The organism is Chitinimonas arctica (assembly GCF_007431345.1).
In the GTDB taxonomy this organism is placed as follows: Bacteria; Pseudomonadota; Gammaproteobacteria; order Burkholderiales; family Chitinimonadaceae; genus Chitinimonas; species Chitinimonas arctica.
This window is the reverse complement of the sequence record NZ_CP041730.1, coordinates 2114105-2137980: the sequence shown is the minus strand read 5'-3', so window position 1 is coordinate 2137980 and position 23876 is coordinate 2114105. Positions and strand designations below refer to the sequence as shown.

16 protein-coding genes, 2 tRNA genes and 3 rRNA genes are annotated in these 23876 nt (G+C 57.2%); 16 read left to right on the top strand and 5 right to left on the bottom strand.

Annotated elements, in window-relative coordinates; all coding sequences use genetic code 11:
- Window positions 1-31: 31 nt before the first annotated feature.
- The 8 genes from FNU76_RS09745 (at window position 32) to rrf (ending at window position 10042) form a co-directional block, all read left to right on the top strand.
- Entirely contained in the window at window positions 32-2824 is a 2793-nt protein-coding gene (locus FNU76_RS09745; RefSeq protein WP_263405651.1) for an ATP-binding protein, read from the top strand.
- 36 nt (window positions 2825-2860) lie between these two features.
- Window positions 2861-3214 carry an MmcQ/YjbR family DNA-binding protein gene (locus FNU76_RS09740; RefSeq protein WP_144278016.1) on the top strand — a complete coding sequence of 118 codons (354 nt, stop codon included), beginning with the start codon at window positions 2861-2863 and terminating at the stop codon, window positions 3212-3214.
- A gap of 21 nt (window positions 3215-3235) precedes the next feature.
- Complete coding sequence (locus tag FNU76_RS09735; RefSeq protein ID WP_144278015.1) at window positions 3236-4390, top strand: THUMP domain-containing class I SAM-dependent RNA methyltransferase; 1155 nt, start codon at window positions 3236-3238, stop codon at window positions 4388-4390.
- Between the two features lie 453 nt (window positions 4391-4843).
- Window positions 4844-6378 (top strand): 16S ribosomal RNA (locus FNU76_RS09730).
- Window positions 6379-6481: 103 nt separating this feature from the next.
- Window positions 6482-6558: transfer RNA gene (locus tag FNU76_RS09725), tRNA-Ile, on the top strand.
- 9 nt (window positions 6559-6567) lie between these two features.
- A tRNA-Ala gene (locus FNU76_RS09720) sits at window positions 6568-6643 on the top strand.
- A gap of 252 nt (window positions 6644-6895) precedes the next feature.
- Window positions 6896-9780, top strand: a 23S ribosomal RNA gene (locus tag FNU76_RS09715).
- A gap of 148 nt (window positions 9781-9928) precedes the next feature.
- A 5S ribosomal RNA gene (gene rrf, locus FNU76_RS09710) occupies window positions 9929-10042 on the top strand.
- Together the 16S, 23S and 5S rRNA genes with 2 tRNA genes alongside form the textbook arrangement of a ribosomal RNA operon.
- Window positions 10043-10340: 298 nt before the next feature.
- On the opposite strand, the gene FNU76_RS09705 is transcribed toward rrf, so the two are convergent.
- The gene (locus FNU76_RS09705; RefSeq protein WP_144278014.1) at window positions 10341-11090 is read right to left on the bottom strand and encodes a flagellar brake protein; all 750 of its coding nucleotides are present in this window, start codon (window positions 11088-11090) and stop codon (window positions 10341-10343) included.
- 217 nt (window positions 11091-11307) lie between these two features.
- Window positions 11308-13539: a penicillin-binding protein 1A gene (locus FNU76_RS09700; protein ID WP_223879285.1), complete on the bottom strand. Its 2232-nt coding sequence runs from the start codon at window positions 13537-13539 to the stop codon at window positions 11308-11310.
- A gap of 254 nt (window positions 13540-13793) precedes the next feature.
- Between FNU76_RS09700 and FNU76_RS09695 the strand changes: the two genes are divergently transcribed.
- Genes FNU76_RS09695 through FNU76_RS09660 form a run of 8 tightly spaced genes read left to right on the top strand, consistent with a single transcriptional unit; the run spans window position 13794 to window position 20993 of the window.
- The gene (locus FNU76_RS09695) at window positions 13794-14864 is read left to right on the top strand and encodes a pilus assembly protein PilM (RefSeq protein WP_223879284.1); all 1071 of its coding nucleotides are present in this window, start codon (window positions 13794-13796) and stop codon (window positions 14862-14864) included.
- A complete protein-coding gene (locus FNU76_RS09690; protein WP_144278012.1) occupies window positions 14861-15457 on the top strand; it encodes a PilN domain-containing protein in 597 nt (198 codons plus the stop codon). The genes FNU76_RS09695 and FNU76_RS09690 overlap by 4 nt, the downstream gene beginning before the upstream one ends.
- Window positions 15454-16110, top strand: coding sequence for a type IV pilus inner membrane component PilO (locus FNU76_RS09685; RefSeq protein ID WP_223879283.1), 657 nt, complete (start codon window positions 15454-15456; stop codon window positions 16108-16110). The genes FNU76_RS09690 and FNU76_RS09685 overlap by 4 nt, the downstream gene beginning before the upstream one ends.
- A gap of 10 nt (window positions 16111-16120) precedes the next feature.
- A complete protein-coding gene (locus FNU76_RS09680) occupies window positions 16121-16645 on the top strand; it encodes a pilus assembly protein PilP (RefSeq protein ID WP_144278011.1) in 525 nt (174 codons plus the stop codon).
- Window positions 16642-18750 carry a type IV pilus secretin PilQ gene (locus FNU76_RS09675; protein WP_144278010.1) on the top strand — a complete coding sequence of 703 codons (2109 nt, stop codon included), beginning with the start codon at window positions 16642-16644 and terminating at the stop codon, window positions 18748-18750. Before FNU76_RS09680 ends, FNU76_RS09675 begins: the two co-directional genes overlap by 4 nt.
- 20 nt (window positions 18751-18770) lie before the next feature.
- Window positions 18771-19316, top strand: a complete 546-nt coding sequence (locus FNU76_RS09670) for a shikimate kinase (RefSeq protein ID WP_144278009.1) — start codon at window positions 18771-18773, stop codon at window positions 19314-19316.
- Window positions 19297-20364, top strand: a complete 1068-nt coding sequence (gene aroB / locus FNU76_RS09665; RefSeq protein WP_144278008.1) for a 3-dehydroquinate synthase — start codon at window positions 19297-19299, stop codon at window positions 20362-20364. Before FNU76_RS09670 ends, aroB begins: the two co-directional genes overlap by 20 nt.
- A 5-nt stretch (window positions 20365-20369) precedes the next feature.
- Complete coding sequence (locus FNU76_RS09660) at window positions 20370-20993, top strand: sugar transferase (RefSeq protein ID WP_144278007.1); 624 nt, start codon at window positions 20370-20372, stop codon at window positions 20991-20993.
- 2 nt (window positions 20994-20995) lie between these two features.
- Here FNU76_RS09660 and FNU76_RS09655 read toward each other — a convergent pair whose 3' ends face one another.
- The 3 genes from FNU76_RS09655 to FNU76_RS09645 all read right to left on the bottom strand — a co-directional run bounded on the left by FNU76_RS09655 (window position 20996) and on the right by FNU76_RS09645 (window position 23814).
- Window positions 20996-21907, bottom strand: coding sequence for a glycosyltransferase family 2 protein (locus FNU76_RS09655; RefSeq protein ID WP_144278006.1), 912 nt, complete (start codon window positions 21905-21907; stop codon window positions 20996-20998).
- A gap of 275 nt (window positions 21908-22182) precedes the next feature.
- Entirely contained in the window at window positions 22183-23199 is a 1017-nt protein-coding gene (galE, locus tag FNU76_RS09650) for a UDP-glucose 4-epimerase GalE (RefSeq protein WP_144278005.1), read from the bottom strand.
- Between the two features lie 96 nt (window positions 23200-23295).
- A complete protein-coding gene (locus FNU76_RS09645; RefSeq protein WP_144278004.1) occupies window positions 23296-23814 on the bottom strand; it encodes an RNA pyrophosphohydrolase in 519 nt (172 codons plus the stop codon).
- Window positions 23815-23876 lie beyond the last annotated feature (62 nt).

Sequence of the window (23876 nt, the reverse complement as noted above, 5' to 3'; positions counted from 1 at the left end):
AGCAGATATGTTCCAATTCCGAAAACTTGAAATGCGCAACTGGGACTTCTGGCAAAGCATCGAGGTCCCCCTTGATGCCCAGATCGTCACCATCGTCGGGCCCAACGGCTCCGGCAAGACCACCTTGCTGGATGCCTTGCGCACGTTGCTGGCCTTGCCCTGCTCCGGCCGGCGCGACTATAAGCGCTATGTGCGCAATGCCTCGGAACCGGTGGCCTGGCTGCGCGCCGTGGTGGACAACCCCGCGCTGAAGTCGGGCGACTTCTTTCGGCAGCGGCCGTTCTGGGCCATCGCCGATGACCGGGTGACCCTGTTTTGCCGGGTTTCCAAGCAAGGCGGCGATTGGGTGCGCCATTACGCCATCGCCCCTGGCGAATTGGAGCTGACGCCGGAGTGCGACAAGAGCTTGAATTGGCTGGGGGTACGCGACTACAAGCTCAATCTGGAACAAGCCGGCCTGACCCGGGCCATCGCCGAAGTGCTGGCGCTGGAACAGGGCGATACCGACAAACTCTGCGAATACGGCCCCAAGGCCTTGCTCGACCTGGTATTCCAGGTCTTTGGCGACAAGGCAGTGCTGGATAACTACCAGCATGCCAAGAACGAGCAGAAAGAAGCCGAAAACGAGCTGCAGGAGTTGACCCGCCAGCTCGACGGGCTGGAAGTCCGGGTCAACAATATGCGTAGCCGTGCCCAGCGCTATCTCGACTGGCAGACCCTGAGCGCCGAAGTGCAAAGGCTGGAAAGCGGCGTGCTGCCGGCCATGCGCTACCTGGAGTCCTATGAATCGGTAATGGGTTATGTCAGCCAGTTCAAGGGGATGCGGCGCAACCTGAAAGCACGCCAGGACGAGCTGGCCCGCGCCGATGCCGAACTGCGCGCGCAGGCCGATTCGGCCGAGCAGGCCATTGCCGCCGAGCAGACCGCCGATACCAACTACAAGGCCTTGTTTGCGCCGTTTCAGCAGGCCGGCAGCGAAGCGCGTTCGGCGGAGAAGCTGCTGGAACAGCGCGCCAAGCTAAAGGCCCTGGCGGAAGCAGAGTCGGGTGCCGATGCGGTGGGACTGGGAGAAAAACTGGGCCACCTGCGGGCCGAACAAGGCGAACTGCAGGCGCGCATCAAGCAAGCCAAGCTGGATCGTGAACAGCTGGCGGAACTGCAATATGCCCTGCAAGGCGGCCGCCCACCCAGTGAACCCTTTGTCCGGCAGATGCGTGCCGCCTTGGACGAGGCCGGCATCGGCCACCAATTGCTCAGCGAAATTGTCGAGGTTCGCGACAATAGCTGGCAGACGGCGGTCGAGGCCTTGCTGGCACCGTATCGCCATATCATTTTGCTGAATCGAGAAGCGGATAAGCAGGCTGCCTTCCAGGTTGGCCAGCGCCTGCAGTACCGCCACTTTATCGTGCCCGACCGCGAAGCGGCGCCGCGTGCCGTGCCGGGATCCATCCTGGAAATCATCGACCTGAAGGCGGATGCGCCGGGCTGGCTCAGCCGCCAGCTCAATAATGTGCAGCGGGTAAGATCGGTTGAGGCCGCGTCCGGCGTGCAGGGCGATTGGATCACCCGCGAGGGCTATCACAAGGAAAGACGGGGCGCGCGCTTTATCGGCGTCGATGCCCGCGACCATCACTTCGGCGAAGCCGCGCGCGTCTCACGCCTCGACGAAGCCAGCCGGCGGCTGCGCGATCTCAATCAGCAATTGCTCGATTGGGAGAGCGAGTCGGTCGAATTGGGCCGGCAAGTATCCAGCCTGCAGTTGCAGCTGGCCGGCATGGATGCGGTACAGCAACTGGCCGCCCGCGGCGACGAGTTCGATGCGGCCGAAAAAATGCTGCCCGAGCTGCGTGCGGAAGCCCAACGTTTGGGCGGTGAATTGGCCGATCAGCAGGCCAGCCTGGATGCGGCGCGCAAGCAGGCGGTGGACGGCCGCCTGGCCATGCAGAAGACCGAGATCGCCCGCGATGCGCTGCTGCGCCAGGTAAAGGAACTGCTGGTCCAGGTGGAAAGCCGGCAGCAGGAACAAACCCGCCAGATCGAGGAAGCCAAGCGCTTACGGGCCGACTGGGTAGCGCAAGGCCTGCCTGCCGGTACCCTGCCTGCGCTCAAGGACGAGTGGGGTTCCGCGCAGAATGTCCGGCATGATATCCACCGCCAGCAGGACCGGCTGGAACATGGCGACTGGGAGCGTGACGCCAGCGTGCTGGAGCTGCGCGAGAAGATGCAGCAGGATTACGAACAGCTGGCCAACGAGACCGCCAGCCGGGGGCGCGAAGTCGAACGCGCCCATGAGCTGACCAATGAAGCGCGTAGCGCCTATATTGCCAAGCTGCGCGCCACGATCCGCAGCTATAGTCTGAACGTGAAGCGATTGGGGGAATTGTCCGGCATTACGGTGGAGGTAGAGCCGCCGCACCTGGACAACGACGACCTGACCCTGTCGCAGGCCGGTTTGGCCGTGCGCTTCGATTTCGACCAGAAGGGCATGATGGGCCTGAACGACGGTGAGGCATCGGGCGGGCAACAGGTGATGAAGTCGTTGATCCTGCTGATCGGCTTGATGATGGACGACAGCAATCCGTCAGGCTTTGTGTTTATCGACGAGCCATTCGCCCACCTGGATGTGCTGAACATCGACAAGGTCGGCGCCTTTCTGAAGGCGACCCAGGCGCAGTACCTGATCACCACGCCGTTGACCCATAACGTCAACGCCTTCGCCCCCAGCGAGCTGACCTTGTGTACCTATAAGAAGCGGCCCGGGGAGCGCTGGGCACCGGTGATCAGCCAGGCGCGCCGGCGAGTGAATACGACACGACCCGCTTAAGGTATCGCGGGCTTCAATGACAAAGAGGGGATATAGATGACGCATGCCGAAATCGAAGCGTTTTGCCTGGCGCTGCCGGGCGTCAGTGCCGATATCAAATGGGATTGCGCGCGGGTGTTCTCCGTCCATGACAAGATGTTCTGTCTGATCCATATGGATGCGGCCCAATCGACCGGCCCGTCCTTCAAGGTGGATCCACAGCGCTTCCTGGAAATGACCGACCAGCCCGGCTTTATCCCCGCTCCCTATCTCGCCCGTCACCACTGGGTGAAGCTGACCGATATGGACGCGATCGCCGCCCCGCATTTAGCCGATTTGTTGCGCACGTCCTACCAGTTGGTACGCGCCAAGTTACCGAAAAAGCAGCGCGATGCCTTGCCAGCGCTGTAAGCCATTACCTGGAAGCCCAGCATGAAACAGATTTTCCATTATTTTGCCCCGTGTCCCCGCGGCCTTGAAACCGTACTGGCCGAAGAGTTGGCGGGGCTGGATGCGCAGGGCATTGCGCCTACCGATGGCGGCGTGGCCTTCAGCGGCGACGAGGCGATGATGTACCGGGCGAATCTGCACAGCCGGATTGCCAGCCGCATCCTGTGGCGCCTGGTCGAGAAGTCCTATCGCAGCGAAGACGATATCTATAAGGCAGCCCGGGCAATAGACTGGCCGGAGCTGTTCGATGTCTCGCGTACCATCAAGGTGATGGTGACCGGCGTGGGCTGCAAACTACGCAGCCTGGATTTCATTGCCCTCAAGGTGAAGGACGCGGTCTGCGACGGTTTCCGCGCCCAGTGCGGCGAACGTCCCAGTGTGGATACCGCCCGGCCCGATATCCGCATTCATGTCTTCCTGACCGAGCGGCAGCTGACCCTTTATCTGGACACCAGTGGCGAAGCCTTGTTCAAGCGCGGTTACCGGCGCGAAACAGGCGATGCACCGCTGCGCGAGAACCTGGCCGCCGGCATCCTGCGCTTGACCGGCTGGCAAGTCGATGAGCCCTTGCTGGACCCCATGTGCGGCAGCGGCACCTTCCTGGTGGAAGCGGCCATGATGGCGCGGAACATGGCGCCGGGCCGCGGGCGCACCTTTGCTTTCGAACTGCTCAAGCGTTTCGAGCCCGCGCAGTGGGGCGAGATCAAGCAGCAAGCCATCGCTGCGGAGCGGAGCGAGGTCAAGGCGGCTATCTTCGGCAGCGACGATACACCGGCCGTACTGGAGGCCGCCCGTGCCAATCTGCTTTCCGCCGGAGTGGCCGATACCGTGCAACTGGAAGAAGCCGATGCGCTGGAACGCAGTGCCCCGGCGGCCGGTGGCGTGCTGGTATGCAATCCGCCCTATGGTATTCGCCTGGAAGAACAGACTTGGCTGGATGCGCTTTACCCCGCATTGGGGCATTCGCTCAAGCAACGCTTTGCCGGCTGGCGCGCCTATTACTTTACCGGTGATCTGCGCCTGGCCAAGCTGATACGCCTGTCCGCCAGCAAGCGTACCGTCCTGTTCAACGGCTCGATCGAGTGCCGGCTGTTCGAATACCGCATGGTCGCCGGCGGCAACCGCAAGGATGGCTGAACCAGCCAGGCCGGGAACACGACATATATAGATATGTCGGCCACCAAGCAAAACACCCCGGAAACGGGGTGTTTTGCTTGGTAGGTGCGGGATTTGCCGGCGCACCTGAACTTGTTATCCCGCGTTGTTACCGACCGCCATGAAAAAGTATTCATGACGGGTATATTACGGATCAATGACTTATTGAATTCCCGTGCCGTTTCCCGGTAAGTTTTACAGAAGGGTGTTGACGGCCGGCGGGGTGGTGCGTATAGTTCGCTTCTCTGCTGCTGACGCAGACAAAAACGAAGCGAAACACACGATGTTAGCCGAGTTAGTCTGAACAAGCAAACGCTCTTTAACAAGATACAACCGATAAGCGTAGGCACTTGGCTTTAGGCTAAAGGCTTACGAGATTTGACGGCTTAGGCTGTTGAATCAAGCAATGCCAGTTTTGTTTCAAAAACAGAGATTGAACTCAAGAGTTTGATCCTGGCTCAGATTGAACGCTGGCGGCATGCTTTACACATGCAAGTCGAACGGATTTGAGGGGCTTGCTCCTCAAGTTAGTGGCGAACGGGTGAGTAATGCATCGGAACGTACCGTGTAGTGGGGGATAACTATCCGAAAGGATAGCTAATACCGCATACGATCTACGGATGAAAGCGGGGGCTCGCAAGACCTCGCGCTATACGAGCGGCCGATGTCGGATTAGCTAGTTGGTGGGGTAAAGGCTCACCAAGGCAACGATCCGTAGCGGGTCTGAGAGGATGATCCGCCACACTGGGACTGAGACACGGCCCAGACTCCTACGGGAGGCAGCAGTGGGGAATTTTGGACAATGGACGAAAGTCTGATCCAGCCATGCCGCGTGAGTGAAGAAGGCCTTCGGGTTGTAAAGCTCTTTTGTCCGGGAGCAAATCCTGCCTGCTAATACTAGGTGGGGATGAGAGTACCGGAAGAATAAGGACCGGCTAACTACGTGCCAGCAGCCGCGGTAATACGTAGGGTCCAAGCGTTAATCGGAATTACTGGGCGTAAAGGGTGCGCAGGTGGTTGTGCAAGCCAGATGTGAAATCCCCGGGCTTAACCTGGGAACTGCATTTGGGACTGCACGGCTAGAGTGTGGCAGAGGGGGGTGGAATTCCGCGTGTAGCAGTGAAATGCGTAGAGATGCGGAGGAACACCAATGGCGAAGGCAACCCCCTGGGTTAACACTGACACTCATGCACGAAAGCGTGGGGAGCAAACAGGATTAGATACCCTGGTAGTCCACGCCCTAAACGATGTCTACTAGTTGTTGGAGCAGCAATGCTTTAGTAACGCAGCTAACGCGTGAAGTAGACCGCCTGGGGAGTACGATCGCAAGATTAAAACTCAAAGGAATTGACGGGGCCCGCACAAGCGGTGGATGATGTGGATTAATTCGATGCAACGCGAAAAACCTTACCTACCCTTGACATGTAACGAACCTCGCAGAGACGTGAGGGTGCCCGAAAGGGAGCGTTAACACAGGTGCTGCATGGCTGTCGTCAGCTCGTGTCGTGAGATGTTGGGTTAAGTCCCGCAACGAGCGCAACCCTTGTCCTTAGTTGCTACCATTCAGTTGAGCACTTTAAGGAGACTGCCGGTGACAAACCGGAGGAAGGTGGGGATGACGTCAAGTCCTCATGGCCCTTATGGGTAGGGCTTCACACGTCATACAATGGTCGGTACAGAGGGTCGCTAACCCGCGAGGGGGTGCCAATCTCAGAAAGCCGATCGTAGTCCGGATTGTAGTCTGCAACTCGACTACATGAAGTCGGAATCGCTAGTAATCGCGGATCAGCATGTCGCGGTGAATACGTTCCCGGGCCTTGTACACACCGCCCGTCACACCATGGGAGTGGGTTCTACCAGAAGTTGCTAGGCTAACCTTCGGGAGGCCGGTTACCACGGTAGGGTTCATGACTGGGGTGAAGTCGTAACAAGGTAGCCGTAGGGGAACCTGCGGCTGGATCACCTCCTTTCTAGAGAAAGGCCGACAGGCCAAGTGTCTACACTTATCGGTTGTGTGTTGAGAAGTACGGAGTGCTGTTCGGGGAACCGGACAGAGACTTCAAAGAGAAAGCTGGGTCAGTAGCTCAGTCGGTTAGAGCACCGTCTTGATAAGGCGGGGGTCATAGGTTCGATTCCTATCTGACCCACCAGTCGTTATAGGGGGTTTAGCTCAGCTGGGAGAGCACCTGCTTTGCAAGCAGGGGGTCGTCGGTTCGATCCCGTCAACCTCCACCATTCTTTTTGAAGGTAAGGAAACAAACAACAGCGAATTCGAGCATCCTGGGTAGGTAGAGGAGGGTTTGAGTTTCTTGTTGCTTGGCTTCTTTAGCCAATCTGTACTTTGCTCTTTAACAAGATAGAAGAAGTAATCAATGTAGTTCTAGTAAAGAACTGCAATGGGTTGATTGTATCGAAACTGGATTCATGACTAGTCGCATGGATCCGGGCAAACGCAAAAGACCGATAACCAGGCATTTTTGGTTATAGGATCAAGCGAATAAGTGCATCTGGTGGATGCCTTGGCGATGATAGGCGATGAAGGACGTGTAAGCCTGCGAAAAGCTTCGGGGAGCTGGCAATTGAGCTTTGATCCGGAGATGTCCGAATGGGGAAACCCACCCGCAAGGGTATCCCAGCCTGAATACATAGGGCTGTGGAGGCGAACTCGGCGAACTGAAACATCTAAGTAGCCGAAGGAAAAGAAATCAACCGAGATTCCGTAAGTAGTGGCGAGCGAACGCGGAAGAGCCTGTACGTGATAATTCAATGCTTAGTAGAACGGAATGGAAAGTCCGGCCATAGTGGGTGATAGCCCCGTATACGAAAAGCACTGGGTGGTACTAAGCGTACGACAAGTAGGGCGGGACACGAGAAATCCTGTCTGAAGATGGGGGGACCATCCTCCAAGGCTAAATACTCATCATCGACCGATAGTGAACCAGTACCGTGAGGGAAAGGCGAAAAGAACCCCGGGAGGGGAGTGAAATAGATCCTGAAACCGGATGCATACAAACAGTGGGAGCGGACTTGTTCCGTGACTGCGTACCTTTTGTATAATGGGTCAGCGACTTACATTCAGTAGCGAGCTTAACCGAGTAGGGGAGGCGTAGCGAAAGCGAGTCCGAATAGGGCGTTCAGTTGCTGGGTGTAGACCCGAAACCAAGTGATCTATCCATGGCCAGGTTGAAGGTGCGGTAACACGCACTGGAGGACCGAACCCACTAGTGTTGCAAAACTAGGGGATGAGCTGTGGATAGGGGTGAAAGGCTAAACAAACTTGGAAATAGCTGGTTCTCCTCGAAAACTATTTAGGTAGTGCCTCATGTATCACTGACGGGGGTAGAGCACTGTTATGGCTAGGGGGTCATCGAGACTTACCAAACCATGGCAAACTCCGAATACCGTCAAGTGCGAGCATGGGAGACAGACATCGGGTGCTAACGTCCGGTGTCGAAAGGGAAACAACCCAGACCCTCAGCTAAGGTCCCAAATGATCAGTTAAGTGGAAAACGAAGTGGGAAGGCATAGACAGCCAGGATGTTGGCTTAGAAGCAGCCATCATTTAAAGAAAGCGTAATAGCTCACTGGTCGAGTCGTCCTGCGCGGAAGATGTAACGGGGCTCAAACTGATAACCGAAGCTAGGGATATGTACTTTGTACATATGGTAGAGGAGCGTTCCGTAGGTCTGTGAAGGTGGCTTGTGAAGGCTGCTGGAGATATCGGAAGTGCGAATGCTGACATGAGTAGCGATAAACAGGGTGAAATTCCTTGTCACCGAAAACCCAAGGTTTCCTGCGCAACGTTCATCGGCGCAGGGTGAGTCGGCCCCTAAGGCGAGGCAGAAATGCGTAGTCGATGGGAAACGGTTTAATATTACCGTACCTTATTGCAATGCGATGCGGGGACGGAGAAAGCTAGGCCAGCCGGGTGTTGGATGTCCCGGTTTAAGCGTGTAGGCGTACTCTCTAGGCAAATCCGGAGAGATTAGCTGAGGCGTGATGACGAGCGAATTTATTCGCGAAGTGGTTGATGCTCTGCTTCCAGGAAAAGCCGCTAAGCTTCAGTTGCAATAAGACCGTACCGCAAACCGACACAGGTGGGTAGGATGAGAATTCTAAGGTGCTTGAGAGAACTCGGGTGAAGGAACTCGGCAAATTGACACCGTAACTTCGGGAGAAGGTGTGCCCCGGTAGTGTGTAGCGACTTGCTCGCGAAGCACGATGGGGTTGCAGTGAAAAGGTGGCTGCGACTGTTTATTAAAAACACAGCACTGTGCCAACACGAAAGTGGACGTATACGGTGTGACGCCTGCCCGGTGCCGGAAGGTTAATTGATGGGGTGCAAGCTCTTGATCGAAGCCCCGGTAAACGGCGGCCGTAACTATAACGGTCCTAAGGTAGCGAAATTCCTTGTCGGGTAAGTTCCGACCCGCACGAATGGCGTAACGATGGCCACACTGTCTCCACCCGAGACTCAGCGAAGTTGAAATGTTTGTGAAGATGCAATCTCCCCGCTGCTAGACGGAAAGACCCCGTGCACCTTTACTGTAGCTTTGCATTGGACTTTGAACAGACTTGTGTAGGATAGCTGGGAGGCTTTGAAGCGGGGACGCTAGTTCTCGTGGAGCCGACGTTGAAATACCAGCCTGGTGTGTTTGAGGTTCTAACCTAGGTCCCTAATCGGGATCGGGGACCGTGCATGGTAGGCAGTTTGACTGGGGCGGTCTCCTCCCAAAGTGTAACGGAGGAGCTCGAAGGTATCCTAGGTACGGTCGGAAATCGTACTGATAGTGCAATGGCATAAGGATGCTTGACTGCGAGACTGACAAGTCGAGCAGGTGCGAAAGCAGGACATAGTGATCCGGTGGTTCTGTATGGAAGGGCCATCGCTCAACGGATAAAAGGTACGCCGGGGATAACAGGCTGATTCCTCCCAAGAGTTCACATCGACGGGGGAGTTTGGCACCTCGATGTCGGCTCATCACATCCTGGGGCTGTAGCCGGTCCCAAGGGTATGGCTGTTCGCCATTTAAAGTGGTACGTGAGCTGGGTTTAAAACGTCGTGAGACAGTTTGGTCCCTATCTGCAGTGGGCGTTGGAAGTTTGAAGGGGGCTGCTCCTAGTACGAGAGGACCGGAGTGGACGAACCTCTGGTGTACCGGTTATGACGCCAGTCGTATCGCCGGGTAGCTAAGTTCGGAAGAGATAACCGCTGAAAGCATCTAAGCGGGAAACTTGCCTTAAGATGAGACTTCCCTAGGAACTTGATTCCTCTGAAGGGTCGTTCAAGACCAGGACGTTGATAGGTCAGGTGTGGAAGCGCAGTAATGCGTTAAGCTAACTGATACTAATTGCCCGTGAGGCTTGATCCTATAACCCAAGATGCCTGAGCATCGGGTTTGCGGGTACAACCAACCCAAAAGATTACTTCTTCTATCGAATGGTTTGCGACGCTTAAGTGCGAAGCGAGCCACAGAAATGCTAGAACGATGTGCAAACACATTGTTCGCCCCAGTTTTGCTTGGCGGCAATAGCGCGTTGGACCCACGCCTTCCCATCTCGAACAGGACCGTGAAACGACGTTGCGCCGATGATAGTGCGGACTACCCGTGTGAAAGTAGGTCACCGCCAGGCTCCCCATAGAAAACCCCGAACTCGTTGAGTTCGGGGTTTTTGCTTTTGCATTGGCGGCGCGATAATCGATCAGAGTAAGCGACTAAAGCCACCACATTGTCAGCTGAAACCCAGCCGATAAATATTGTGCCCACTTAACTCTTGGTGGACACATGGACACTTCCGCACTCACTTCCCTTGCTCCTGGGGTCTATACGGAAAACGTCTGAAAAACAATAAGTTAGCTGAAAAATGGCAACTATCAGCAACTCTCCGAAGCATCATGGCTGCTGGTCCGGCGGTCAGACTGAATGTGGTCCTACGCCCGCGTCGCTCGGTTGATATAGCGCTGGATAAGCGCCTGCATGGCACTCGGCAGTCCCACGAATTCCGCCCCGATCCGGCTGGTACGGATGCCGTTCTTGAGAGTGATATCCATGATGGAACGCACCACGATATCGGCCACTACCGTGCCGGTATCCGGCAATTCGATATGTATGCCATTGTGGTTTGTTCCTATTGCGAGAGATATGCCTTGTGCATAGCCCAGAATGCCGATCCCGCCAATGCTGATATCCATCAAGGGGATTTCAACGTCGCCATCGCCTTCGGCAAGGAAACAGGAAATGTTCTCCCCGGGTGGGAAGTGAAGGCGGTAGGCGTCCCGCCGCTGCAGGTGCAGGATCTCCTTGGGCAGGTCGACCGCCAGTGCCTGGCGTCCCTGCCATTCGATGATACGCGGGTTGAAGCCCTCCAGCTGCAGCTTGACCTTTTTCAGCGCCGCGACAAACAGGATCTGGCGGGACGACAGTATCGTTGCCCGGATATGTTCGGCCGGGATATCGAGAAAAAGGGTTTCCTTGTCGACGGCCAGGACGGAAGAAGGCAGGAAACGGTCGGATTTATCCAGGAAAATGGTGCCCAGGCATTGCCCTTCGAGCAGCTGCAGCAGCAACTGCCTGATTTCCTTACCGTCGGAAATCTGGAACTGCCTTGCCGTCAGTAACTCCGCCGGCTCGGCGCGTAGCGGGATTTCGTCCACCACGACGGGTGGCAAACTGGTCTTCATGGTCCCCTTACCAACCTTTCTTCAGTGCTGATACAGCGAAGCACAAGCAGGATGAAAGCGGGAATCTCCTGATTCCGTTAGATATGCGGCGCTTTCCTTGATCTATTCCATAAAATCGATTGATTCTTATAATCGAAGATCGATTTTCCCACGTAGGAATATAAGGTGAGATGCGGCCAATTGCTTGGCCGCATCGCTTACCGGCGGACTATTGGTTTTAGAACAGTAAATCCTTTACGTCTTCATCAATGGACTGTTGCGCCGCGCCGCCATTCTCCAGGCCCAGTTCCGAATTGGTCTCCGGGAACTCGGCATAGAAATACTCTTCGCGCGGGCCGTGGCTGGATTCCACCGTCTTGGTGATCACGCCTTCGGGTACCGTGTACTGGTATTCCGGCACGCCCTTCAGGGCTTTGCCCATGTAATTGATCCAGATCGGCAAGGCGGCTTGTCCGCCGGTTTCCGCGCCGCCCAGCGAGCGGGGCTGATCGAAGCCCAGCCAGGCAACCGCCACCAATCCGGGCTGGTAACCGGCGAACCAGGCGTCATGCGTATCGTTGGTGGTTCCCGTCTTGCCCGCCAGGTCGCTGCGGTTCAACACATTGGTCTTGGCTGCCGTACCGTATCGGGTGACGTCACGCATCATGCTGGTCATGATAAAGGCGTTACGGGCATCGAGCGTACGCGGTGCGGTCTTGCCGGCGACTTCGGGCGCCGTTTTGGCCACCACGACCCCTCTGCTGTCTTCGATGCGGTCAATGTAGTAGGAACGAATACGGTAGCCGGTGTTGGCGAATACCGAATAACCTTCCGCCATCTGCAGGGCCGTCACGCTGCCGGCGCCCAGTGCCATGGTCAGGTAGGCGGGGTGTTTGCTGGCCTCGAAACCGAACTTGCCGATGTAAGTCTGCGCATAGTCCGGGCTGATTGCCTGCAGGATGCGGATCGAGACCAGATTCTTGGACTTGGTCAGCGCGTCGCGCATGGTCATCATGCCGCCGAACTTGCCGTCGAAGTTCTTCGGTTCCCAGTGCTGCCCGCCAATGGAAGCCGGATCGATCTCCAAAGGCGCATCATTGATCATGGTTGCGGTGGTAAAACCGCGTTCAATACCGGCCGAGTAGATAAAGGGCTTGAAGCTTGAACCCGGTTGCCGCCAGGCCTGGGTGACATGGTTGAAATGGTTGCGATTGAAATCGAAGCCGCCGACCAGGGCGCGGATGGCGCCATTCTGCGGATCCATCGAAACCATCGCCACCTCGGCTTGTGGCATCTGGGAAATTTGCCAGCCTTGTTCGTTGGCGTAGACGCGCACAATGGCGCCCCGGCGCAGTTGCTGCGCGGGCGGCAGTTTGGGATTGAGCGCGTGCACGGCGAATTGCAGCGCCTTGCCGCTCAATTCCACCTTGCCGTTGCCTCGGACAAACACCTTGATCTTGTTGTTGCCGGTGCTGAGCACGACGGCGGGTAGCAGATTGCCTGCATCCTTCACGTCGATGAGATGTTCGTCTATCCAGTCGGGTAATTGCGCCTCGGTCGAGGGCAGTTCGATAAACCCTTCCGGGCCGCGGTAGCCATGGCGCCGGTCATAGTCCAGTACGCCGCGTCTGGCGGCTTCGTAGGCGTTGGTCTGGTGGCTGGACAGCAGCGTGGTATAGACCTTATAGCCTTGCGTGTAAGCGGCGTCGTGATACTTGTCCACGACCGCCTGGCGCGCCATTTCGGCAACATATTCCGCCTTGACCGAGAAGGTCTCGGTAGCGCGGCGTACATAGGTCGGTTCGGCGCGTGCCGCTTCGTGCTGGGCATCCGTTATATAGCGGAGCTCATGCATCCGGCGCAGCACATATTGCTGGCGCAGCTTCGCCCTGCTGGGATTCACCACGGGATTGTAGCTGGAGGGCGCCTTGGGCAAGCCGGCCAGCATGGCCATCTCCGCGACGGTCAGCTGTTCCAGCGGTTTGCCATAATAGATTTGTGCCGCGGAGGCGAATCCGTAGGCGCGCTGCCCCAGATAGATCTGGTTAAAGTACAGCTCCAGAATTTTATCTTTGGACAGGCTATGCTCAATCTTGAACGAAAGCAGGACTTCATTGAATTTACGGGTAAACGTTTTTTCGCTCGATAGGAAAAAGTTACGCGCTACCTGCATGGTGATAGTACTTGCCCCGGATTGGGCATGGCCACTCATCAGATTGTAAATCGCCGCCCGAGCCACGCCGGTGTAATCAATGCCGCCATGTTCATAGAAACGGTCGTCTTCCGCCGCAAGGATCGCTTGCTTCATCAGCAGCGGAACCCGTTCGATCGGGACGAAGGCGCGGCGTTCTTCGCCGAATTCGCCGATCTGGATACCGTCGGCGGTGTATACGCGGAGCGGAATCTTGGGCCGGTAGTCGGTCAAGGTCTCAAGCGATGGCAGGCGCGGATAGGTGACGGCAATGGCCATGGCGACCGCGCCGATCGTCGCGACGATGAGGGCGACTACTATGCCGATACTAAAAAGTAACCAACGATGCATCATGGGACGGGAGAGCTTTCTGAGGTGGTCGGAGCAGATAAACGTGGGCTAGGATAACGCGAAGTCGCCCATTTTAGAATAAATGCATAAATCGGCTTTACACTCCGTAGGTGGGCTGCTAGCATTTAACGTGATTTTGTACAAAAACCTCATACGCAACTAATTCATAAAGGAAATTCAAGTTGAATCTAGATTTCCTAAAGCCTAAAGCACCACCATTGATTGGCGTGGATATCAGTACTTCCGCGATCAAGATGGTTGAGCTGTCTGAGGCGGGCAAGCATCTGACGATTGAGCGTTATGTTATCGTGCCTTTACCCAAGGATTCGGTTTCCGACGGCAATATTGTCAATCTAGAACTGGTCGGCGACGCCGTAAAGAGCGCTTGGCGCATGCTGGGAACGCGAGTAAAGAGCGTTGCACTGGCATTGCCGGCGGCGGCAGTAATAACAAAGAAAATTACTGTACCTGCGGGGCAAACCGAGAACGAACTTGAAATGCAGGTCGAGACGGAGGCGAATCAGTACATTCCGTTCGCCCTCGACGAAGTCAATCTCGATTTTCAGGTACTTGGTCCCTCGCTTGCCACACCCGACGAAGTCGAGGTGCTGATCGCCGCATCTCGCAAGGAAAAGGTGGAAGACCGGGTTGCCGCGCTGGAAGCAGCCGGACTCAAGACCTTGGTGATGGACGTCGAGTCCTTCGCCACGCAGGCCGCCTACGAATTGATCGAACGGCAGCTGCCGAAGACGAGCGCCGACCAGGTGGTGGCCATCGTCGATATCGGCGCGGCGATGATGCACATCAATGTTCTGCGCAATGGTCAACAGATCTACTCCCGCGAACAAGCTTTTGGTGGCAATCAACTGACCCAGGATATCCAGCGAAAGTTCAGTCTGTCCGCGGAAGAAGCCGAAGCTGCCAAGCGCAACGGCGGTCTGCCGGACAACTACGAGCCGGAAGTGTTGCAGCCCTTCATGGATTCGCTGGCGATGGAAATCTCGCGGGCGCTGCAATTCTTCTTCACGTCCACGCAATACAACGCGGTCGACCACATTCTGCTGGCCGGTGGCTGCAGTGTGATTGCCGGCTTGGACGATGTCGTGGCGAGTCGTACGCAGGTGAGTACGATGATCGCGAATCCATTCCTGAATATGACTCAATCGAGTCGGATTAAGACGCGGCAGCTTTTGCTTGACGCACCTTCCTTGTTGATTGCCTGCGGCTTGGCGCTGCGGAGGTTTGATCCATGATCCGCATAAATCTACTGCCGCATCGCGAAAATAAACGCAAGGCGCGGGTTCGACGCTTCGCGGCGCTGGCGGCAATATCCGCAGTGATAGGCCTGGCTACCGTGGGTGTGGCCTATGCAGCCATCAGTGCGCAGATCGCCATGCAAGACGAGCGCAACGCTTTCCTGGAGCAGGAAAACGCCAAGCTGGACAAGCAGATCGCCGAGATCGAGACGCTGAAGAAGGAGCGTCAGCTTCTGCTCGACCGTAAGAAGGTGGTCGAGCGCCTGCAGTCGAACCGGTCCGAAGCGGTACAGGTACTGGATCAATTGGTAAGGCAGATGCCGGAAGGTATCTACCTGCGCGAAATCAAGCAGACGGATGAGCTGGTGGTCTTGATCGGCTACGCCCAATCGAGCGCGCGTGTTTCTACCCTGATGCGTAGCCTGAATGACTCGTCGGTCTTCGAGCAACCCAATCTGATTGAAATCAAGGCGGTGACGGTGAATGGCCTGCGTCTGAACGAATTCAATCTCACGGTGAAGATCACTCGCGAGGTGGCTGAGGTCGATCCAAAGGGGAAGAAGGCAGCCAGCAAGGAGGGAGCTAAATGAGTATGACCCTGGATGATCTGAAACGTTTGGACCCCAAGGATATCGCCAATTGGCCGGCTCCCGTGCAACTGACCAGCTTGGCCCTGCTGATCATCACCGTGATACTGATCGGGTATTTTTCGCTGCTTTCGGGCGAGCGGGACATATTGGAACAGGGGCGCGTCAAGGAAGGCGAGCTGAAGGAAGCGTTCAAGGATAAAAAGACCAAGGCCATCAATCTGGATGCCTATCGGCAGCAGTTGGCGGAAATCCAGGAGTCTTTCGGTGCATTGCTCAAGCAATTGCCAAGCAAGGCGGAAATGGAAACCTTGATCACCGAGATCAACCAATCGGGCGTGGGGCGTGGTTTGCAATTCGAGTTATTCAAACCTACACCCAGTGAAAAGAAGACGGCTGAGTTTGCCGAGCGCCCCATCGATCTTAAAATCAACGGCTCCTATCACGACCTGGCTGCATTCGCCAGCGATATCGCGCAGTTGTCGCGCATCGTAACGCTCAGCGATATGCAGATCACGGCGGCCTTGCCTGGTGCCAAGGAAGGCGCCGGAATGCTCGGCATGCAGGCTGTCGCGCGTACCTATCGGGCGTTGGACGCGGAAGAAGCAGTGGAAATCCGCAAGGCCGAAGCGGACGCGAAGAAGAAGATTAAATAAGGTGATGACGATGAATAGATCTCTAGCCACCTGCCTTGCCACCAGTCTTTTTCTTTTTGGATGTGCCGGTGAAGAATTCGGTGATTTGAAGGCCTGGATGGATGAAACCACCGGAACCTTGAAAAGCAAGATTGAACCGCTACCTGAAGTCAAGCCGTACCAGCCGTTTATTTATAGTGCCTTTGATCTGGTCGATCCTTTCAATCGTAGCAAGATGGAAGTAGCCAAAAAGGCAGGGGGGGCGCTCGCGCCTAATCTGAGCCGGCCGAAGGAAACACTCGAAGCGTACGATCTGGAAAAGCTCCGGATGGTAGGTACCTTGCAAAAAGGCAAGGAAATCAATGCCTTGATACGTACCCCGGACGGTAATTTGTACCGCGTGAAAATGGGCAGTTACATGGGCCAAAACTTTGGCATGGTTACCGCTATCAGCGATACTGATATCACCTTGAAGGAAATCGTAGAGGACAGTGGCGGCGACTGGGTGGAACGAACGAGCGTGCTGGCGCTTGAGGATACGGAGCAGAAAAAATGATCGAGCGTAACATGCTGAAATGGCTTAAATCTGCAAGCCTCGCGCTTATCGCGAGTTTCGCATTGGCCGATGAACCCAATGCGATTAAATCAATTGAAGTGCGCGCGGATACTGCGAACCAGCAGGAAGTGACCATTTCATTGCAAAAAGCACCGCAAGTACCGGCCAGCTTTGCGGTGAATACGCCACCTCGTATCGCCTTCGATTTTGTCAATACGACCAACGAAAGCGGTAAGTCCACTATCCCGGTCAGCGGCGGCAACCTGAAGTCGGTCAGCCTGGCCGAAGCGGCCGGCCGGACGCGCGTGGTGCTTAGCCTGGTGCAAGGCGCCAGCTATGAAACACGGGTGGAAGGCAATCAGCTGAAGATCGTGCTGAGCGGCGGCAGCGGCGGCGCGGCCAAGCCGGTGAACAACAGCACCACCCAGTTCTCCACGGCGCAGAATCAACGCAAGGAATCCATCCGCGACGTTGACTTCCGGCGTGGTACCCGCGGCGAAGGCCGTGTGGTGGTGGATCTGTCCAGCCCAACCGTCGGTATCGATATCCGTCAGCAAGGCAAGAGCTTGGTGCTTGAATTCGCCAAGACTTCCCTGCCGCGTCAGTTCGAGCGCCGTATGGACGTGGCCGACTTCGGTACCCCGGTTCAGTCGATCGATACCTACACCCAGGGCGACTCCATCAAGATGGTGATCGATCCGCGCGGTGCGTGGGAATACTCGGCCTATCAAACCGAAAACCGCTTTATCGTCGAAGTGAAGAATATCGACGAACAGGCCAAGCGCCTGGCCCAGCTGGATAAGCCGACCTACAAGGGCGACAAGCTGTCGCTGAACTTCCAGAACGTGGAAGTGCGGACCGTGTTGCAGGTGATTGCCGAATTCACCGGCAAGAACATCATCACCAGCGATACCGTCAACGGCAACCTGACCCTGCGGCTCAAGGACGTGCCTTGGGACCAGGCACTGGACCTGATCCTGCAAAGCAAGGGCCTGGACAAGCGTGAGAACGGCAATGTCATGTGGGTAGCCCCGCGTGAAGAAATCGCCTTGCGTGAAACCCAGCTGGCCGAAGGCAAGAAGAAGCTGGCCGAAGTGGAGCCTACCCGTTCCGAATCCTTCCAGCTGAACTACCAAAAGGCTGAAGACGTTCGCACCATGCTGATGAACGATAAGCAGCCGTTCCTCAGCAAGCAGGGCACCGCGATCGTCGAACCCCGTACCAACACGCTGATCGTGAGCGATATTCCGTCCAAGCTGGATGAAGTGCGCGCACTGCTGCAAAAGACCGATATCGCCTCGCGCCAAGTGATGATCGAAGCCCGTATCGTGGTGGCCGATGATACTTTCAGCCGCGACCTGGGCATCAAGCTGGGCGTGGCGACCGACAAGACCATGTCCAAGGGTAGCAATACCCGGGTCGGCTTTGGCGGCAATACCGCAACTTCCAATGCGGTCTTGAAGGGCGGTGTGGGTAATATGATAACCGGCGGCACGTCAGGTTCGGCCCCGGCCAACAATATCAACCTGCCCGCCGATGGTAGCGGTGCGGCTGCCGGCTTCGGTATCACCTTGCTGAACGCGGCGACCGGCACACTGGTCAACCTGGAACTGCAAGCTTTGGAAACCGAAGGCCGTGGCCGGACCGTCTCCAGCCCACGTGTGATTACCGCCGACCAACAGAAGGCCACCATCTCGCAGGGTCGGAAGTATTACATCATCGTTCCGGGCGGTTCCGGCGCCAGTGCCGCGCCTCAGGAAAAAGAAGCATCACTGAAGCTGGAAGTTACCCCGCGCATCACGCCTGACCGCCGAGTATTCATGGAGCTGAGGGTCAGCAACGACGTATTGACCCAAGCCGGCCAGTTCCCTGTGGTGGAAACCAAGGTGGTGGAAACCAACGTCCTGGTGGGTAGCGGCGATACCGCGGTACTGGGCGGTGTGTATGAACTGACCGAAGGCGACGATTCGGGCAAGGTGCCTGTGCTGGGCGATATTCCCTACCTGGGCAACCTGTTCAAGTCGCGTAGCAAGTCGACCACCAAGAAAGAGCTGCTGATCTTTATCACGCCGCGCATCCTGGATGATTCACTGACACTGCGCTGAAACTCGAGCATTCCGTTACAATGCCCGGCATGAATTTGCCGGGCAATTTTTTTCTTATCGGATTGATGGGCGCAGGCAAGACGACCATAGGTCGTGCCTTGGCTCGCTTGACCAATAAATCCTTCTATGACGCCGACCACGAGATCGAGGCGCGTACCGGCGTTCGCGTGCCGGTTATCTTCGAAATCGAAGGCGAGCTGGGTTTCCGGGCACGGGAGGTCGAGACCATCCGTGCCCTGACCGATCTGCAAGGTATTGTGCTGGCCACCGGCGGTGGCGCGGTGCTGGACCCGGAGAATCGGGCCCGGCTGTGCCAGAACGGCTGCGTGATCTACCTGCGGGCCTCGGTCGAGGAACTGTACCAGCGGACCCGGCAGGACAAGAATCGTCCGCTGCTACAGACCGCCGACCCCAGGGCCAAGCTGGAAGCGCTCTATATCGAACGCGATCCCATCTACCGGGATATGGCCGATATGGTGGTCGATACCAGCAGGCAGGGTGTGAATCAGCTGGCGCAGCAGATACTCAACGACCTATCCCAACACCATGCAAACCGTCCACGTTGACCTGGCCCACGCACCCTACGATATTTTGATCGGTGCGGGCTTGCTTGCCGACCCGCAAGCCATTCTTCAGCATCTCACCCAAGCCAATGCGGTCATCGTGACCAATACCACGGTTGCCGCGCTTTACCTCGCGCCATTGCAGGCCAGCCTGGTTGCGGCCGGGGTGTCGGTGTTGCCGGTGATCCTGCCCGATGGCGAGCAATACAAGAACTGGACGACGCTCAACAGCATCCTGGATGCCTTGCTTGAGCACCGCTGCGAGCGCAAGACCACGCTGATCGCCTTGGGCGGCGGTGTGATCGGCGATATGACCGGCTTTGCCGCGGCCATCTATCAGCGCGGTGTGCCATTTATCCAGATACCCACGACGCTGCTGGCCCAGGTCGATTCCTCCGTGGGCGGCAAGACCGCGATCAACCACCCTCTCGGCAAGAATATGATCGGGGCGTTCTATCAGCCCCGGCTGGTATTGGCCGACCTGGCAACCTTGCACACCTTGCCGGCACGCGAATTCGCCGCGGGTCTGGCGGAAGTCATCAAGTACGGCTTGATCGACGATGCGGTCTTCTTTGCTTGGCTGGAACAGAATATCGCTGCTTTGTTACGGCGCGATGTCGAGGCCTTGGCCTATGCCGTGGAGCGTTCCTGCAGCATCAAGGCGAGGATAGTCGCGTCCGACGAGCGCGAGCAGGGTGTGCGTGCCTTCTTGAACCTGGGCCATACCTTTGGCCACGCCATCGAAGCCGGCTTGGGCTACGGCCAATGGCTGCATGGCGAAGCGGTGGCGGCGGGCATGCTGCTGGCGGCCCGGGCTTCCAAACTGCTGGGGAACCTTGGCGAGCAGGACGTTCAGCGCACCGAGGCCTTGCTGCAGGCAGCCGGCCTGCCCGTGGTGGCGCCCGCCTTGGGCTTTGATCGTTGGATGGCGTTGATGGCGCAGGACAAGAAGGTCGAACGGGGCCATATCCGCTTCGTGCTGCTGCGGCACATCGGCGAGGCCTATATCGCCACGCTGCCCGAACAGCATTTGCGCGAGATACTGTTGTGACCGCCATGCGCAGTGCAGCCGCGAGCTCTGGTCCTAAGCGCCTGATCGACATCGTGGTCGCCTCGGTGATGCTGCTGGCGCTGGCGCCGCTGATGTTGCTGCTCATCGTGTTGCTGCGTGCCCAGGGTGGGCCGGCGCTGTTTGCCCACGTCAGGGTTGGGCAGCAAGGCCGCGCCTTCCGCTGCTTCAAGTTCCGCAGCATGCATCCCGATGCCGAACGGCGATTGGCTGATCTCCTGGCGCGCGATGCCGATGCCAAACGCGAGTGGGAGCGTGATTTCAAGCTCAAGCGCGATCCGCGCGTGACCGTCTTGGGCGAATTCCTGCGTAAATCCAGCCTGGATGAGCTGCCGCAATTGTGGAATGTCTTGCGTGGCGAAATGAGCTTGGTGGGACCGAGGCCCATTGTGGCGGAAGAGTTGGCGCGCTATGGTGCCTTCGATGCCGACTATATCGCCGTCAGGCCCGGTATCACCGGGCTATGGCAGGTGAGCGGACGTAACGATACCACTTACGATGAACGCGTCCGGCTCGACAGCCATTATGTCCGGAACTGGAGTCTGGCCTTGGACTGCCGCATCCTGTTCCGTACCCTGCATGTCGTCATCGCCCGCCAGGGTGCTTATTGAACTCATCGCCACCAGGCGGGATGCAGGCTGAGCCGCCGGCATAGCGACCTGGGGAGGTGGCGTCCATATTTGCCGGCCTTGTAGCCTGTGAACTTGGCGGTGTTTGCCAGCACGGCCTTGAGACGCCAAGCCATCCCGGCGCTTTGCAGCGCCGCCCATTCCGAGCGGACGTAATTCATACCCTCGCCTTCGACCCGGCCGAATTCCCGTAATAGCCAAGGCTCGAAGGCGTGCAGGGCGCCCGTGTCGAAGTAGCGCCGGAACTCCGCAGCGAAGCCGTAGTTGTGCGAGTGGCGGGCGTTGGCCTCCGCGACATAGGCAACCCGCCAGTTCGACAACAGCATCCGTGCACAGGCCAGCATATCTTCCGCCAGCAGCGTATGGGCGGGAAAACCACCGCATGCCATCAGTGCACTGCGACGCCATGCCGCGAAAGAGTTGGAGCAGAATGCCGTCTTAAGACCGAAACGCGCGCGATCCTCCAGCGAAAGCACGCGGGAGCGGGGGGGGTAATTGAAGTGGCGAGCATGTGCCGCGATAGGGTTGGCGTCCAGGTGCGGCAGTTGCCGCCCGAATGCCGCGCCGACCGCCGGGTCGTCGAAGGCCGTCAGCAATACGCGCAGCGCCTCCGGTGTATCCAGCAAGGCATCCTGGGTCAGGCAGACGATCAGCTCGCAGTCCGCCAGTATCTCGACGCCCCATTGCCGTGTTGCGCCATGATCGAACTGTGTCCGCTCTATCCGCCGTACTTCCAGGCCCGCTTGCTGGGCCAGCGCGAAAGTTTGGTCGCTGGAGCTGGAATCGATGACCAACACCCGGTCGGGTTGACGGGTTTGGCCGGCCAGCGCCGCCAGCCAGGCTGGCCAAGCGGGTCCGGCATTCAGCGTGGGAACAAGTAAACCGACCCGTATCATGCGGGCAAGGTTGATTCGAATAGGCGACGCTGTTTATTCATTTGCGTATCTCAAGGCAATTGGCATGAGGGCGGGAGGTGAATGTCTTGCCTACCTTGCCGTTCATGTAATTCCGTATTTATTTATATAGCGGTTAGCTAATTATTTGAACAGGCAGGCATCGCGGCGGACGCTGCCTGTCCCGCCCAAAATGCTTGATTCGAACAGGAAATTCAGAAGGCGATAAAGAATCGAAATGAACAAGAAATTATATTCCTGGGCGGAATGACACAGACTTATTCATATCCATTTGGATTTTGTACCTGCCAACGCCAAGCATCGGCACACATTTCAAACAGGCTGCGTTTGGCTCGCCAGCCAAGCACATCGGCGGCGCGGCAGGCATCGGCGTAATAGCAGGCCAGGTCGCCGGCTCTGCGTGGTACATAGCGGGAGGGGATGCGAATTCCGCAAACCTGTTCGAACGCCCGCAAGACTTCCAGCACGCTATGCCCGCGGCCCATGCCCAGATTGAGGGTAAGCAAGCCGCTTTCGCCGGAGAGGTATTGCAGCGCCTTTACATGGCCCGCGGCCATATCCATTACATGCAGGTAATCCCTGACACCGGTACCATCCGGCGTGGGATAGTCGTGGCCGAAAATAGAGAGCTCGGCCTGCTTGCCGATGGCAACCTGGCAGATATGCGGCATCAGATTATTGATCGGACCGCTAGGGTCTTCGCCTATCAGGCCGGACGGATGCGCGCCGACCGGATTGAAATAGCGCAGGATGGCGATATGCCAGGCCGGGTCCGCTTGCACCAGGTCGTGCAGGACATCCTCGACCATCATCTTGCTGCGGCCATAGACGGTATTGGGCGCCAGCGGCGCCTCTTCGCGGTACGGAACGCGCGCCGCCTCGCCATATACCGTCGCGGATGAACTGAATACCAGGCGCTGCACCCCCCGTTCGGCCATGACGTCCAGCAAGGTCAGGCTGGCTTCCAGATTGTGCTGATAGTATTTGAGCGGTAAACGCTGCGCTTCGGCAATTGCCTTGACGCCGGCGCAATGCAACACGCCGGCAAAATGGTGGCGATCGAATAACTGCCGCAGCAAACTGCGATTGCGCAAATCACCCTCGTGCCAAACGATGGCGCGACCGGCAATTTGCGCAACCCGGTCCAGGACGGCTGGTTTGCTATTCGAGAAATTATCGACCACGACTATGTCGTAATCCGCCGCCAGCAATTCCACGCAAGTGTGGCTGCCTATATAACCGGCTCCTCCGGTGACGAGTATTTTTTGTCGCATGTCATGATGGTAACGTTATTGTGCGATGCAACCAAGTTGCCGATTGCAGTAGGGGCAACAATATAGCCTCTCAACATAAACGGTAGCTGAATGAGGCTATTCTTGCGATGCTTGCTGGCGGACCTGGGACTTTTGACGGGGGCTGGGCGTCAAAAAACGGGCAAGCTCGGACAGGGCGTGTTCATACACGCCCCGCTTGAATTCGATGACCGCCTCCAGCGGCGCCCAATACTCGTTCCAGCGCCAGGCATCGAACTCCGGGTGGTGCGAGGCGCGCAGGGACACATCGCACTCGCGGCCGACCAGGCGCAGCAGGAACCAGATCTGTTTCTGGCCCTTATAGGTGCCTCGCCATTCGCGCCTTACCCAGTGGGTGGGCACGTCATAGCGCAGCCAGTCCCGCGTGCGCCCCAGGATGCGTACGTGCTCGGGCCGCAGGCCCGTTTCTTCCATCAACTCTCGGAACATGGCCTGCTCGGGGGTTTCGCCCGACTTGATGCCGCCCTGGGGAAATTGCCAGGAATGTTCGCGTACGCGTTTGCCCCAAAATACCTGATTCTTGTCGTTGCAGATGATGATGCCAACGTTGGGGCGATAGCCGTCTCTATCGAGCATGGTTATCACCGTGGAAATCGTTAAATTGTCTCGATTTTTTCACATTGGCACGGTGATGGAAA